9 protein-coding genes and 1 pseudogene are annotated in these 15,427 nt (G+C 45.1%); all 10 read right to left on the reverse strand.

Features of this window, described 5'->3' with window-relative positions; genetic code table 11:
• Nucleotides 1-32: 32 nt before the first annotated feature.
• On the reverse strand, nt 33-299 hold the full coding sequence (locus DXA15_RS26190; protein WP_233567061.1) for a hypothetical protein: 267 nt from the start codon (nt 297-299) through the stop codon (nt 33-35).
• A gap of 170 nt (nt 300-469) precedes the next feature.
• On the reverse strand, nt 470-3,703 hold the full coding sequence (locus DXA15_RS09495) for an efflux RND transporter permease subunit (RefSeq protein WP_128133885.1): 3,234 nt from the start codon (nt 3,701-3,703) through the stop codon (nt 470-472).
• Between the two features lie 12 nt (nt 3,704-3,715).
• A complete protein-coding gene (locus DXA15_RS09500) occupies nt 3,716-5,194 on the reverse strand; it encodes a TolC family protein (RefSeq protein ID WP_128133886.1) in 1,479 nt (492 codons plus the stop codon).
• A gap of 21 nt (nt 5,195-5,215) precedes the next feature.
• The gene (locus DXA15_RS09505; protein WP_128133887.1) at nt 5,216-8,296 is read right to left on the reverse strand and encodes an efflux RND transporter permease subunit; all 3,081 of its coding nucleotides are present in this window, start codon (nt 8,294-8,296) and stop codon (nt 5,216-5,218) included.
• A gap of 9 nt (nt 8,297-8,305) precedes the next feature.
• The gene (locus tag DXA15_RS09510) at nt 8,306-9,391 is read right to left on the reverse strand and encodes an efflux RND transporter periplasmic adaptor subunit (protein ID WP_044246119.1); all 1,086 of its coding nucleotides are present in this window, start codon (nt 9,389-9,391) and stop codon (nt 8,306-8,308) included.
• An 85-nt stretch (nt 9,392-9,476) separates the two neighbouring features.
• Nucleotides 9,477-10,187 (reverse strand): CDC27 family protein, encoded by a 711-nt coding sequence (locus DXA15_RS26195; protein WP_233567062.1) that lies wholly within the window; start codon nt 10,185-10,187, stop codon nt 9,477-9,479.
• A 32-nt stretch (nt 10,188-10,219) separates the two neighbouring features.
• Complete coding sequence (locus tag DXA15_RS26200; RefSeq protein ID WP_233567063.1) at nt 10,220-11,320, reverse strand: O-antigen ligase; 1,101 nt, start codon at nt 11,318-11,320, stop codon at nt 10,220-10,222.
• Nucleotides 11,317-13,237, reverse strand: a pseudogene (locus DXA15_RS09520) (discoidin domain-containing protein). The gene DXA15_RS26200 and the pseudogene DXA15_RS09520 overlap by 4 nt, the downstream one beginning before the upstream one ends.
• 66 nt (nt 13,238-13,303) lie before the next feature.
• Nucleotides 13,304-14,419, reverse strand: a complete 1,116-nt coding sequence (locus DXA15_RS09525; protein WP_128133888.1) for a 6-bladed beta-propeller — start codon at nt 14,417-14,419, stop codon at nt 13,304-13,306.
• A gap of 217 nt (nt 14,420-14,636) precedes the next feature.
• Nucleotides 14,637-15,344, reverse strand: coding sequence for a hypothetical protein (locus DXA15_RS09530; protein ID WP_128133889.1), 708 nt, complete (start codon nt 15,342-15,344; stop codon nt 14,637-14,639).
• Between the last annotated feature and the right edge of the window lie 83 nt (nt 15,345-15,427).

Raw genomic sequence — 15,427 nt, forward strand, 5'->3', positions numbered from 1 at the left:
CGAAAAGAAGTCTTTCAGGTTCCGGGTCCAACTCATAGTTGTAAGTCAGCAGGGCCAGACCGGCAAAAAGTAATAAAAGTCCGTCGGGTAATGAGAAGGTAAAATTGCTTTTTTTTCACTGTGGCTTCCATAAACAATACACTGAATGCAAGTAATAAAATAGAGAAATGAAACCAGAATACTTTACCTGTGATGGTTCCTTCAGCAATTTCGGGGTTTGCAGCAAATACAATGCACAAAAGTAACGCTCCGCTCGTAGAGAGGGATAATAGTCGTAGATACTTAAATAAAACTTTCATCTTTAAATTATTTTTAGGGTGATATCGGACTTTCAACTTCTGCAACTTTTCTGCTCCTGGATAAAACATTTAAGACGTAAGAAGGGTTTGGATAATTAACAAATCGTCCAAGAATATCACAAAATTAGGAAAGAAAAACAGTTATTGGCGGTTAAGTATTAACAAGATGATTATTTCTTCAAAGTAAAAATAGGCAGGTATATGAAGATACCGAGGATCGACATGGTCAATCCGCCGATGGTCCCGGCTGCCAGCGGAAACCAGAACGCTTCTTTATCGGGACCTAACATGAACGGAATAAATCCGAGTATGGTAGAGATCACGGTCAGGAAGATCGGTGTGATCTTGGCATTCCATGCTTTCAGGTAAAGGCGCCAGGCAGGCATTTTGGGCCTGGCTTCACGAAGTTGGTTATATTCGTTTAATATATAGATACTTGCATTTACCGTGATACCGCATAACAGGACAAACGACGCAAATCCTCCCTGGTCGAAATTCAGCTTGAACCAGTAGAATGTCAGGAACACCCCGATATAGGAGATAGGGATGACAAAGATAACAGCCAGCGGTTGTTTCAGCGAATTGAACAGAATACTGGTCGTAAAGAAAATAATGGCAATGATCAGCAGCAATAACAGATACTGCTTATTGTCTTTGGTGTTCCAACTCCAGTAATTACTATCCGATTTGGCAGTGTATCCCATCGGTAACGACGCGTTGAATCCTTTCAGTTCACGTTCTTGTATCTTGCTCCCCTGATTGGATGCGCCGATATATTCATATTGAAGGCACAGGCGGTATTGCTGGTTTACCTTGGCTACTTTCTGCGGCATCTGTCCTTTTTCGACGGTGGCCAGTTCCGACAGTTTATAAGGTTTGCCCTTAATGCTCTGGGGGACGTATTGCATGCTCCAGACATCATAATCTTTTGACTGGCGCGAACTTAGTTTCAGCTTTTCCGTTTCATTGTCGACAACGATCGTACCGCTGTAGATATCTTTCCCGAATACCGGGTTGATGGAGGCGAACAGTTCGATCGGCAGGATATTTTCCTGTGCCATCCGTGCCTTGTCCAGGTTGAAATAGAATTCCTGATAATCGTCTTTCCACCAGGAGAATTCGGAGTTGATCAGTACTTCCTTGATACGGCGGTAGGTAAGCAGTCTTGCTTTTAGCTGTTCCGCCCATTCATATAATTCGTCATAGTTATAGCCGAACATTTCAATACGGAACGAACCTGCTCCTTCCCGTACGTCGTTGCTGAAGCCCTGGTCCTGGAGCCCGTACACACCCCAGCTGCCGCCGCCCAGTTCCAGCGCCTTGCTGATAATCTTGCTTTTCAGCGTATAAGGGAACCCGCTTCGCTCTGCCGCTTTGGTGAAATAAATGCGTATGCCCGCCTGCCGCGCACTGTAAATGTTCGTCTGGAACTGGCGTATGTCCTTGAATGTGCTGAGGTAAGCTTCCATGCGTCCCATCAACTGATTCATCTGTTCCAGTGTAGTCCCGTTGGGAAGTGAGGCGGTGACCGACAGGACCGTTTCGTCGTTGCGGGTAAAATAACTGCCTTCATACACTTTCTGCACAAACAGGCGCAAGGTTCCTCCCAGCGCTTTGTCCACTATCGGCTTGACTTTCTCCTTATAGGTCTCGCTTGAGACAATCTTGTTATATTTTTCAATGAGCAGCGAGTCTGTAGCCGTATATACCTTGTCCTTATCATCCATTTCTATTTTTTCGGGGAGCAGGAAGACCGGCAATCCGAAAGCCAGTACTAACAGGAAACATGCCGTCTTTTTCCATCGGCAAAGGAAGCTGATCTGTGCATGGTAATATCTGTTGAAATAGACCGGGAACCGTTTTAAAAATCTGTTCCCCCACCTTCTGATCCGCGGAAACCAGGAGGTTTTTGGTTTCAGGGAGAGCTGCGCTTTCCGAGCAGCGCTTTTCTTTTGTCCCAGTCCTAGTTTCTCTATCAGGGCAGGAACGAAGAACAGGGCGATCGCCAGCGACACAGCCAGGTTGATGATTACGACAGCTGCAAAATCCTGTAGGTTCAACCGTATTTTTTCATCGAGGAAGAATATGATCACCAGCGCCCCGATAGTCGTCAGCGTTGCCGTCAGGATGGAAAGGAAGGCTTTGCGGTTATGGCGGTTGCGTATATGATCGGTCATCACGATTGTATTGTCGATCACCAGGCTTAACGATATGGTAACTCCCGCCAGCGAGTAAAGCTGCATTTCCAGTTTTGCCAGATAGAAAAAGATAACGGCAATACACAGGTTTACGCTCAGGCTGACCACGATCAGGAACAGATAGCGCACATTCCGGGTGATCAGCAGGACGAACAATAAAAGGATCAGGATCGTAAGTCCCGTACGTACATATATCTTATCCAGTTCATTCTGGATAAACTCGGTCGCGTCATAACTGGTATGTACCTCATATCCCTGCGGTAATAACCGGCGGATATGCTCCATCTCCTCTTTCACCTGTTTGGCGAGTTCCAGCTGGTTGGCTGTCTCTTCCGCACGGATGGAAAGATAGATCGAGTTCAGTCCGTTGATACGGTAATAGCTTTGGGGAGCCTCTTCCTGGCGGGTGACTTTCAGTAACTGGTCCAGGCGTATCAGCTTCCCTTCTTTACTGGTAACGGTTATGTGGGAAGCCTCGAAACCATCCCGTACATCTTCCGGTATCAGGGCGAGACGAATCCATTCCTCCTGTTCGTTCGTATTGACATTTCCGGTTCCCAGGAATTCTTTGTTATAGTATTGGGCGATCGCATTCTGTATGTCATTGGTGGTAATACCGAGCGACACGAGTTGCCGGCTGTCATACTCCAGCCGCCATTCCATCGGCGTGGCCCCGCGTACATCGATCCGGTAAATACCCGGGATACCGGCGAGGCGTGGCTTGATCTGGTCCTCCGCAAACCGTTGGATAAAGATCGGAGTAGCTGCCGCATTCAGCGTATAGGTCATGAACGGGCCGGATTCCTTGTCATCCGGTCGGCTCATCTCCAGTATCGGATAGCTTAATCCGTCGGGCAGGCTGGGCCATGTCTGGCGTACGATCGTGGATGCCTCGAAACGGGCGGCATCGATATTGGTATGTTTGTCAAGTTCCAGTGTCACATATCCCCAGCCGTTTCCGGAAGTGGAGTTGATCTCCTTGATCCCCTTGATACGTGCCAGCATCGATTCCAGCCGCGAAGTGACCTCCATCTCGATTACACGTGCCGAGTTGCCGGGCATATTATAGCTGACGGTCAGCCGGGGCAATGTGCGCGAGGGAGACAGCTTGATCGGCAGGAGAGGGATGAAAGCCAGTCCTGTCAGCGCCACACAAAGGAAGGTGACGATGATCGTAAAGGATGATATCTTGGGAGATGTGCTCATTGAATCTGTTACTTATAGTCCGTGCGTAAAATCAAATTCCCGTGCCAGTGATATGCCGGTTTCGAAATCATGCAGCGTCAGTTTCCGTATTTTGAAATAACTCAGCCAGTAATTTTGCAGGGCGGAGATATAGTTGCGCTGTGCCTCCTGCTGGCGGTTCAGCGATAAGGTCAGGCTGTTGATGTCCGCCTTCCCGATCATAAACCGTTGTTTTGTCTCACTGTAAGCCATAACAGCCAGGTCGAGCGCCTCTTCTGCGCTTGAGATCAGGTTTTGCTGGATATTGAAGTCACCGACAGTCATGATCACGTCTTCCTCTACCGTCAGTTCCTCCTGGCGGGCGGAAATCTGTGTCACATTCAGATTATTCTTGGCAATGTTATGTTTCCCTTTCCGTACACCCCAATCGACGAGAGGGATAGATACGGAAACGGATACCATATCTTGTTGCAGCGGGTCACGGTATGCGTCACTCAGTTTGGTCGCAACCTGGTTGAATCCTATGCTGGCGTTGATGGAGGCATTGAACATGGCCTCTTTTTTTGTCTTATCCACTTGCTGTTCGGCTTCAAGTACCTGTTGTTTGGTGTCAAGGAACTTCGGGTTGTTTTCGCGGGCAAGTGTCAAAGCTTCGTCAACAGAAATCTGCATATCTTTCGGACGCCCCGGCAGGTTTAGTCGTATTTCCGTGTTTTTGTCGAAGTTGAGGAAAGAGGCGAGACTGAACATCGCTCTTTTCAGAGATATTTCTGCGTTTTGTAATGTATTGCGTGCGTTGACGGCATCCAGTTTCAATGTCAGCAGCTCTGCTTTGTTGATCGATGCAATCTTATGTCGCTCCTGTCCTGTCTGGTATAAGGTATCGGTTGACGCTACATTTTCTTTAGCCAGATCATATTCCGCCTGTGCCATGGCCAGAGCAAAGAAGTAGGAGGTAGCCTGCTCACTGATATTTTCAATATTGTACAGTAATTCCTTTTTCGCTTTCTCATATTTGAGCGGCTCGATTTTCCGTTCCCACCGGAAGGGGTTATATCCTAACAGACTTTGGTTATAACCGATTCGGATCGGCACGGTCGTAAACTGGTTATAAGCATTATCTCCGAAATTACGCATATACCCTAAATCCGAATCCAGATAGAAAGTACCTCCTAACAAGTCGAAATTCTGTTTGATGGCGAGGCCGCCCTCTGCGTAATAAGATTGCTGTTTTCTGTAAACATCGATATCATTCTCGGAATCATATCGTCGCGTGATATCGCGGTAATACTGTGCCGGAGTCAGGTTCAGTGTCAGGCTTGGTAAACGTCCCGCCTTGAATGTCCTGTATTGCCAGTATCCGGCCAAAAACATATTCTTTGTCCTGAATGCCTCCAGCGAACTATCCCCCGCCAATGCAATCGTCCGCTCCAGCGACAGCGTAAGCGGCTGGGCATTCAGATAGACTGAGGTAAATAACAGGAACGATAATAATATTTTACATATCTTCATAACGGCATTATATATAATTCGTTAAACTTCAGTTTGTTTTTCAGGGATCACTGCATTCGGGTCGTGTTTGCGGTAGATGAACCAGTAGACCAGCGGGATGATGAACAGGCTGACGGCTGTACCGATGAACATGGCTGAGATCATGGCGATGGAAAGGGGTTTTTGCAACTCGCTACCCATGTCGAATGAGAACAGCAACGGGACCATACCGAAGATGGTGGTCAGCGAAGTCATGATGATCGGGCGCAGACGGCGGCGGCCGGCTTCGTGGATCGCTTCCATCAACGGAACACCTTCCTTACGTAATTCATTGATCGCATCCAGTTTCAGGATGGAGTCGTTTATAATGATACCGCAGGTCACCACGATACCGATGGCACTCATCAGGTTCATCGTATGTCCGCAAATCCAGAGTACCAGCAGTGATGCTGCCACGTCGATCGGAATCTCGATCAGTACGATCAGCGGTTGCAGGAAACTCTCGAACTGGGCTGCCAGGATGAAATACATCAGCAGGATAGAGATCAGCAGGATCACCACCAACTCATTCAACATCTGTTTGTTGGAGAAGAAACTACCTGAGAAATCGATTTCCCAGTTCTGTTCGCCCATCTTCTTCACCTCTTCCATCAACGGTTCCGCCTTCTTGACATCATAGAAGCTGAACGGGATATATTCGCCATTCTTACCGGCCGTAACCGTTTTCAGGTCTTCTCCTTGCGTCACCTTAACCAGTGACTGCAACGGGATGTACTGGCTTTTTCCCTCTTTGTCGGCCTGCGTCCGGACCAGTGTCTGCTGTAAGACTTCGTTCACCGTCTTACCGTCGCCAGCCAGGGCAATCGGCAGATATTGCTGGTAGGAACGGAGGGTCGCCACTTCATTTTCTTTGAAAGCAGTTTTCAGCAGGCGGTACACTTCATTGTAATTTACATTATAAAGCAGCAGCTTCTGCCTGTCGACCGATATATTCAGCTGGTTATCGAAGGCGACTCCCACCGGTGCGATACCGGTAGACGCTCTCATCTGCGATTCCAATTTGTGCAATGCCTGAGCCTCCGGAGCTTTCGCTTTGTTGCGGGCATAAAATTCTGCGACCACGTCAGCTTCTCCCGTTACGAATAACTTTTCGAACACCGTGATCGGCGGAGAGAAGGAGAATACAGCCTGCGGATAATTAGTATCCAACCATTGCGTGATCTTTGCCTGCAAGGGAGAGATGGCAGATGATTTTTCTGTCTTGAAATATAATTCGGCTTCCGAAGAAGACAGCTCCCGGTCGCGGTTCAACAGGAATTGTTGTTGACCGACATAGGAGGTATATTCCTGTAGATCGCCTGCGATCTGGGCAAACAGTTTGTCCACCCGTTCCCGGTTTTCGTCGATATGGATGTTTTCGTTCCACTCGATATGGGCGATCAGTTCGTTCTGGTCGATCTCAGGCATCCTGCTTTTAGGTACTTCATAAAACAGCAGGGCGCATAACGGCAATGTAACGAAGATAAATATGATATTCGAATTTTTATGACGGAACACGAAATCGATGCCTGCATCGTAGAAACGATCCAGCGTATGTTCTTTGATCAGATTGTTGATCCGGAGATTGAATCCCGTATGTTTGATATCGGGAATGCTGTAAACCAGCTTGTAGAGTACCGGAAGCAGCATGATACCCGTAAAATAGGAGACCATCAGCCCGACCGTCACCGCGAAAGCCTGGTCGTAGAATATAGCCCCTGCAATACCGCTCATGAATACCAGCGGCACAAATACGGCGATTGTCGTCAGTGTGGAACTCAGCATCGGGGTGATCACTTCGCTGGTCCCCTTGTTGCAAGCCTCTTCCAGCGTATACCCTTTCGACCGGTACTGCATGATATTCTCCGTCACAATGATCGAACTGTCGATCATCATACCCAATGCCAGGATCAATCCGGAAAGGGAAATGATGTTCAGCGACATCTTGAACATATAGAAGAAAAGGAAACTGATAATCAGACTGACCACCATACTCAGGCCGATCACTGCCGGGCTCTTGATATCCCCCAAAAACAGGATAGCCACTATACATATAAATATAAAGCCGAGCGACAGGTTCTGTTTCAGGTTTGAAATCGTATAATCCAGCAACTCCGTTTGGTTCCGGCTGACACTGAACTCTATATCCGGATAAACCGTTGCGAAATACGCAGTAACTTCCTGCAACGCCTCCTTCATATTATCCATATTCTCGTCCGCCTGCTTGATCACAGCCAGCGTAACCGCCCGTTTCCCGTTTGAAAGTGAGGCGCCTGTCTCCTTTTCCGGTACCACCGCCACCTTCGCCAGGTCTTTCAGCTGGAAGATACGTTCATTTTTATGGAGATAGATATTTTGTACGTCTTCCGGTGTGCGCAGTAAAGTTGAGAATTTGATGTTGTATTCATAATATCCGTCCCGTACGGTCATGCTTCCCGGCTCGATGTTGTTCGAATTCAGGGCCGATTCCAGGTCATCCAGCGTGATACCGGCCATTTCCAGTGTTTTCATGTCCGGCACGATCTGCAACTGCCGTTTCATCATCCCCGTGATATCCACCATCGCCACTTCCGGCAACTGCTCGATACGCCGTTTGATAACCGATTCGGCAAACTGGCAAAGGTCCAGGAAAGCAGCCTCGCTGTCACCTGTTTTCAGCGTCAGGTTCAGGCAAAAGACCGGTATGTCCGTTGCGCTCGCCTTGATCACCCGCGGACGTTCTATTTCGCGCGGCAGGTAGTTCATGGCAGCGTCTATCTTTTCGTTCACCTCGATGAATGCCAGGTCCGTGTTAGTCCCGAAGTCGAAACTCAGTCGGATGATGCCGGCACCGTCGCGTGTCTCACTGTGTATATCGCGCAGGGCAGCCACCTGCATCAGCTGTTGCCGGATCGGTTTGACTACCGTATTCTCCAGTTCGCGGGCCGACGTATTCTGTCCGGACACCTGTATGGTGATCTCCGGTATCGCAATATCGGGCAACAACGATACCGGGATGGTAAAGTAAGTCACCAACCCCACGATAAAACAGGCTGTAAAGGCCATCAGTACCGCGATAGGACGTTGTAGTAGGAATTTGACCATAACAAAGTTTTAATTTTCAATTATCGTTACCGGTGCCTCGTGTGCCAGATTGATATTACCGCTGGTAATGACGAAATCATCCTCTTTCAGGCCGTCCCCTTCCGAACTTGTAATCGTGTAGCTGTCTGCATTTTCCAGACCGGTATGTACATATACCCAGCTCGCTTTGGTTCGGGTGCTGTCGAGTTTGAACACCACTTGCTTTCCGGACCGGAGAACGACGGCGCTTTTTGGTACGACCAGCTGTTTGCCCAGCGAACGGTGGATGCTGACACGGACGTTCATTCCCTCGAATAACTTCCCTCTGTCCGTTACCGCCGCTTTCACCTGCACCATGCCGTTTTCGTCGACCAGCGGGTTTATTTCGGTGATGCGTCCTTCGGCTTTCGTGTCGTTCAGGGCAAAAGGAGTGACCTCCACCCGGTCGCCGTTCTTGATCAGAGGCAGTTCGCTCTCCAGAACGGTGAACGCTGCTTCCAAGCTACCCGGATCGATGACCGTGCAGAATATATCGGAGGTAGAAGCTGTATTATATTGTTTGGCAAACAGATTGGCAACGATACCGTCGAAAGGAGCCGTCAGTACGGCATTCCGTTCTTCATATTCTGCCAACTGGTATTGGATAAGCGCTTGGTCGTAACCGCTCTTTACCCGGACAAGCTGCATGGTGGCGGGAGGAACTTTGGCCGAGTCTGCCAGCGCATATCCCTGGCCGATCAGCACGTCTTGCAGTTCCAGTTTCGCCCGTTCCAGGGCATCTTTGGAAGTGGCCGTTTTGTTTTTCAGCCGGAAGGTCGACAATTCAGCCAGCTTTTGTCCTTTGCTTACCCGGTCGCCGTTCTTTACATGAATCGTAGCGATCGGTTCGGCCGACTGAAACCGCAGGTCGACATGGCGGCGTGCCGACAATTTGCCGTTACTCACCAGTTCATGGTTGAAGTCGGTAGCCTTTAGTGTCATCACGGTCACCTCGTTGGTTTCGTCCGGTAAAACCGTTTCAACAGTTTCTTCTCCTTCACTGCTGTCTTTTTTGTCACCGGAACAGGCTATCATCCCGGAGAGGAGCAGTATTGCCAGCAAATTGTAGTATTTCATATTCATATAAGCTATGATTCAAATTTTAATTTCCAAATATACAAAAATATTATTACGATGTTATCGTAAATGGCATATAAATAAATTAATTACGATCTGATCGTATGTTGTTGAGCATGTTTTTAACTTCTGTTCTCATTTCCCGGATAGCCGTACTCTCTACTTTCGGTTCTTTTTTCAGTACGGCGTCAGCCGCTTTGATAAACTTATCTTCCTGAAAGAAAGTAGGTTCCGAGTAAAGTTTGGTAAGCAGGTAATACGGATAGATCCGTTCCGGTAACATATCGATCGCATGCAGCAATAAATTTTCCGCTTTTTGATAGTTTCCCATCGACTGCTCATTTTTTGCCGCTATGTAACGTATCATCGGATCACCGCTTAACTTCATAGCCCGATATAATAGCTTATTCGCTTCTGCATATCGTTCAGCCCTATTTAAACATTGTGCAGCCTCGAACAGGAACTCCGGTTTATGTCCCATCAACGGCACCAGTTCCTCATATCCTTCACCTGCCGCCTCATAAGCCTTACTATTATACAACATCTTCAACGTATTCCATTTTTTATATCCTTCATAATACCCTTTCTGCTGCCGGAAAATCCACCCGCAACATATAGCCAGCACCCCTATCATAGCGACAGAAAGTATCTTCCTCCCCTCTCGAGAGGGGGTAGGGGGTGTGTCAGCGTCAACCGGAGTATTACTATTAGCCACCCCCATCAACACCACCAACACCACCCAGAACTCCGGCAACTGCAACGGATACGATGCCAGGCTGAACACTATCAGCGCCAATATCTCTCCGGCCGCTCCCGCCTGTCTGTTTTTTACCCCCGGAACAAAGAATAGCTTAACAACAATACAAAAACCATTAAACCCACCAGCCCCTGTTCCAAACCAATTTGTAAGAATTCATTAAATCCGTATTCAGGACATCCGGCAACCATCATCTCTGTCTCCGAAGCCTTTCCCGAAGTAAAATACTCCGCCTGTGCTTCTGCATAAGCAGCCGGAAAACTACCCGTCCCGGTTCCTGCCCAGGGCTGTTCCCTGATAGCTTGCCCCGTCACTTTCCATAAAAGTAGCCGGCCATTGGCAGAATCCGCTTTTAGCAGATAAATACCCGCCAATGCACCGGCTATGGAGATCAGGATCAAAATAGAAGATACGATAGTTAAGGTCCGGTTTCCATTCATGTATCTTTTAGTCTTTTCCCATCCGATCCGTTGCACCCAATACACCCATCCGCATGAGACGGCAGCCGCTATCCATGCCGTCCGGCTCATTCCGGCAGGAAGCACGACGATGATCGCCAGCAAACCGATCCATCCCAAATACCGTAGAGACGCACGGCTGTGCGCTCTCTTCTCCTTCCCCCATTCCAAAATCATCCACAGGCAAACCGGCAAAACGATTGCGAGATACCCCGAATAAGGTCCCGGATTATAAAAATCCCCGGTCAGCTTGAACAAGGAATGGTTAGATCCCTCGAATCCATGTAACTGCCGCATTCCTGACACGGCTTCAATCCCTCCGGTCGCAACAACCACCGCCAGGAAAAATAGCTGTAACTGCGGCCATCCGGTCAATAGGAACCGCAGCAGAAACCACAATACGACTAATTGCCCGCCAAACAGCATTTTCTCCGGTTCGGGATCCAGTTGCCGGTTATAAGTAAGTGCAACGATAACCGCCAAAACCAACACCAATCCGTCTGCGACCGAAAAGACAAACGGTTTTACCGGTTTCGTCAGAATAGCTGCCACGAGACTACATGTTGCCAACAACAACATCGCCAGATGAAACCAAAGAACTTTCCCTGTGACCAGCCCGTTAGCCAACCCTGTGTCTGTGGCAAAAACGGTGCACAGCAGAAAAACTCCGCTGATGGCTAGCAGTGAGTAACTTATATATTGTCTGTATTTCATAAATCAACCGTAAAATACTGTTTCCCCTCTTTATAAATAAACACCTGTTCCTCCCGTCCTTTGGTCCGGTCGCGCAGCCATAACAACGCATTGTCCGGGGCACGATATTTCAGTTCCCAGCCGGTAGCCGTTTGAACCCGAGCGATTTCCACCCGTTTACTCCGTCCTGATAGAAGAGCTCGTATTCATCTCCCGGCCAGACATAATTGTCATCATTTCGTGGTGAGAAAACGACTTTTCCAATCGTTGTCATTTTTCCCAGATCATATGTGATAAAACAAGAAGTATCTCTTGCCTGAAAATAGCTGAGTATGTCTCCGTCTGTTATATGATCCAATGCCCGTACAGGTTCTATATCATTCATTCGTTTTATGGAATCTGTTCTTTGCATAAGGAATCTTTGAAAACAGAAAGCTCACTAAGTTCCATTTGTTTTCCTGATGGAGCGATATATTTTATGTATCTGTATTTCTTGTTAATATCCGGTGGAGTCAGTTCGTAATAATTATAATTCAATGTATCATTGAACTGATATACCAGATCCGGTCGGGTAAAAGAAAGCTCTGTGCTCACTTCTATTTTCGATCCGATAATGGCCCGATAAAGAAATTCGGCAATAGTTGGCATAAGCGACATTTTTCTTTTCAGTACAACTTTTTTCATGGAAGTCGTATCCGGCTTTAGCAAATGAACTGTTTCATTCTTATAAATAAACGGAAAACCTGCCGCCCGGTGGTTTTGCCCGTCCGAGATCAAAGGCTGGTAAATAACATCAGGTTCCAGATTCCGGAAAGTCACATTTCCCTTGTTGTTGTGTGCGATATCGACCGGAATCCATCCGCCCGGACTGAAAACGCCCAGATAGATATAATCTTCGTATGCAGACTGCACGGAGACGGATACTTTATTCTCACCGAAATAATTGGCTGTCACATCTTTGATAAAGCGATCCCTGAATAAGGCCGGCACTTTATTATCTTTTGTAATTCCGGAAAACAGTTCATCCTGTGCTCCGAAGCAGTAGCGGTAGACTTTCCCTCTTTTTCTACCGTCGGTACCCGGATTTATGCGGGATGCTTCAAACTCATTGAAACCGAACTGGATGAACTTTCCGGTCGTATCGCGTAGCACTGTCCAGAAGTGAGGATGTTGGTATTCAGGAGAATAAACAAAATATTCACTGGCGACAGGAATACCGCAGGCACGCATGGCATAAAGTGTGACATCGCAAGCCTCCCTACAGAAACCGACACGATGATAGAACAGGAAGTCCGCACTTTGATGAGGTATGCTAAAATCCGTATTCCAACGGTAATAAACTCTTTTCAGATCTTTATCGACGGCTTTACAGGCTTCAATCACATCATTCCCCTGATAAGCCGAGTCGAGTATGGCCGTATAATAATCATGGTACAGCTTCCGCCAGGATGACAACGGTTCGTCTCCGATCCGGTAAGGAAGGATCAGTTCGCAAAAATCATCGAATCCCAGATTCCGGTTCCATGGATACCTTTTCCATACATCGAAGGCTAGGTCGATATTCTCGATCAGGTAATCAGCCGTGATCACTTTGGCGTCATATACTTTCGGCAGTGAATAGAAAGAAACCCGTTGCCATTTTACTATCACCTCTTTAGGAACGGCTTCTCCTTTATCTTTTTGTATCAATACCGGTTTGATAGAATCCAGTTGCCATCCTTCATATCCGTACCATCGGGGCATATTACGGATCAGGAAACGGGCAGCTTCCAGTTTTTCCGGATTATTCTCATAATGGCTTAATACCTTTTCCAGTTCGCCCCGGTTATCCCCGGCAAACAAGAGTGCTTGCTCCAGACGTTTACTATCCGATGAAGCGCAAGCCATAAGAAAAACGGCTAATAGTATGTTTATTCCTGTTATAAATACTTTTTTCATTGTTTTAGATTTAATAATAGAAGTGGAAATAATAATATATATATCATATACAACCTTTATTTAATTCTAATTGAACTTTAATAAACAAATGACTGGATTATCATCTTCTTTTATATTTTTGATAATGGGTTGTAATTCCGGTAGAGAACTTTTATATGTTTTTAGTGTACAAGCTAACATGGAGAATAAGAAATAATTATCATATGTCCCTTTGACTTGGCTAATTCCGTATACATCAGTATATTTTGTGAAATCGGAGCCTTTGCATCTAAAAGAGTCGCCATTTTTTTTATTATAAAAACCAATATATGCATTTAGACCTTGTACATAATATACGACACAAATATAGTCATCTGTTTCTTTTACTGTTTGTGCAGATATATATTCTGTTTTGGATATTGTTCCATAATAATTTTTTTCAGCCTCCCTTTTTAACCATTCCATTGATGCGAATTTTTGTTTGCCAAAATCTAATTCATAAACTGGTGTTATTTTTTGAGAAGTTACTTTATATATTGTTGGAATGAAAGGTAAATTAAGATAGCAGTTTTGGTTAAATGTATAAAAGAATGATCCGGCAACCATTAAGTACTCAGGTTTAAAATCCGTAGGATATAATAAATTGACAGTGTTTAAATTAGAATCTGTTATTTTTACATAATGTGGATCTCTTTTACCTGAATCATAACAATTTTCTTTTGCCCAAGCTATATTTCCATCTGGTAACCAGCTGCAATTAGAAAAATAGAATGCCTTTTGACTATTTATGTATTGATAATTATTTAAATCGTAATATAAGAGTTTACTTTGACCTACATCTGCAATTGTGATAGTTTGTTTTTCTTTGTCAATATTGAAGTTTGAAGGTGTTAGATATTCTCCAGGTCCATTTCCTAAATTACCGATTTGGGTAATGAATTTACCGGAAATATCAAAAACAAGTAACTTACTTCTTTTATTGTCAATAATATATATATTGTTATCAACAATTTGGATTTCTTTGATATCATTAAACAAACAACTGTCATTTGTTTCCAATGGAATGAACTTGCATGTGAGAGTATTGAAAAAGTCCGGATTAGCTTCTTCATTAAAAATAATTTTTTTAGTATCAGTTACTTGTTCTTGTTTAGAACATGAGAATAATAAGAATACTGATAATGAGAGTATAAAGTATTTCATTATGATAAGAATTAATTAGATTTATTTAAAGCAATAGCTATTATTACCTGGATCAAAATATACCTCTGGATGTGAATCGTCCCCCCCCCAGATACTGATCCACCAGGATATATACAATTTTGTATGTATTAGGATCTGGTAATTTACCTTTGCGTACCGAGGTGGCAGGTTTTCTGATCGTCTGAATGGTCGGCATATGTGTTTGTTTATTTATACATTATTCTAAGTCATATTTAATAATATCTTGTCCATCTTTGTTGGATGCTATGGCTAGAATATACTTATCATTTTTATCTACAGCTATTGCTTGTAGATTACGGTTTGCCTGCCAAGTGGCTATATGTTTTCCATTCCATTGGAAAATAGCTATTTTTGAGGGAGCTGTGAAATCAGAAGAACCATCATATAAGCAGTAAACGTATTGTGGTGTTCCGCAAATATAGGTAAAGCATTTAGGAGTATTTCTGACATCTATTTCATTCCGGTCAGGATTAACTATGGGGATGACAGGTGTTTCTCCAAATTTAACAGTCATATTTAATGTTCCGTCTAATCCGTAGAAAGATACATAATTGGTAAACCGATAAGCAGAAACAATTGTGTTTTGACTTTCGTTCAGGCAAATAGTATTTGTATACGATAAAACATCTTTAGGTACCACTTTTTCTATAGAGGGAGATAGATCTACCCAGTAATAATCAGAATCCGGATTAAAGAAGTAAAATGGTTTTTTTGTGTTTCTATTTAGCGGAATAGCGTATGTCTCTTTAGTTGTGATATTGAAATCCCGACTGAAGGTATTGCCTAGTTTCAATGATTTTAATATGTTTATTTCTATATTTTCATTTTGAGTATGAAGGTCTATATTTTTGTAATACAAGTTGTTGTCAACTACAAAGGTCATGTCCATATCTTCTGGTTCCATATGTATTTCCTTTGTGAATAAAGGTTTCAAAAAAATATATTTTCAGATTTCTGGATATATTGCTATAAGTTTGTGATATATTA

Source organism: Parabacteroides sp. AM58-2XD (assembly GCF_003463685.1).
Classification (GTDB): Bacteria; Bacteroidota; Bacteroidia; order Bacteroidales; family Tannerellaceae; genus Parabacteroides; species Parabacteroides segnis.

Bases quoted from the DNA above. Each gene is read 5' to 3' on its own strand.
- DXA15_RS26190 (WP_233567061.1), bottom strand. From the start codon at position 299: ATGAAAGTTTTATTTAAGTATCTACGACTATTATCCCTCTCTACGAGC.
- DXA15_RS09495 (WP_128133885.1), bottom strand. From the start codon at position 3,703: ATGAGCACATCTCCCAAGATATCATCCTTTACGATCATCGTCACCTTC.
- DXA15_RS09500 (WP_128133886.1), bottom strand. From the start codon at position 5,194: ATGAAGATATGTAAAATATTATTATCGTTCCTGTTATTTACCTCAGTC.
- DXA15_RS09505 (WP_128133887.1), bottom strand. From the start codon at position 8,296: ATGGTCAAATTCCTACTACAACGTCCTATCGCGGTACTGATGGCCTTT.
- DXA15_RS09510 (WP_044246119.1), bottom strand. From the start codon at position 9,391: ATGAAATACTACAATTTGCTGGCAATACTGCTCCTCTCCGGGATGATA.
- DXA15_RS26200 (WP_233567063.1), bottom strand. From the start codon at position 11,320: ATGAAATACAGACAATATATAAGTTACTCACTGCTAGCCATCAGCGGA.
- DXA15_RS09525 (WP_128133888.1), bottom strand. From the start codon at position 14,419: ATGAAATACTTTATACTCTCATTATCAGTATTCTTATTATTCTCATGT.
- DXA15_RS09530 (WP_128133889.1), bottom strand. From the start codon at position 15,344: ATGGAACCAGAAGATATGGACATGACCTTTGTAGTTGACAACAACTTG.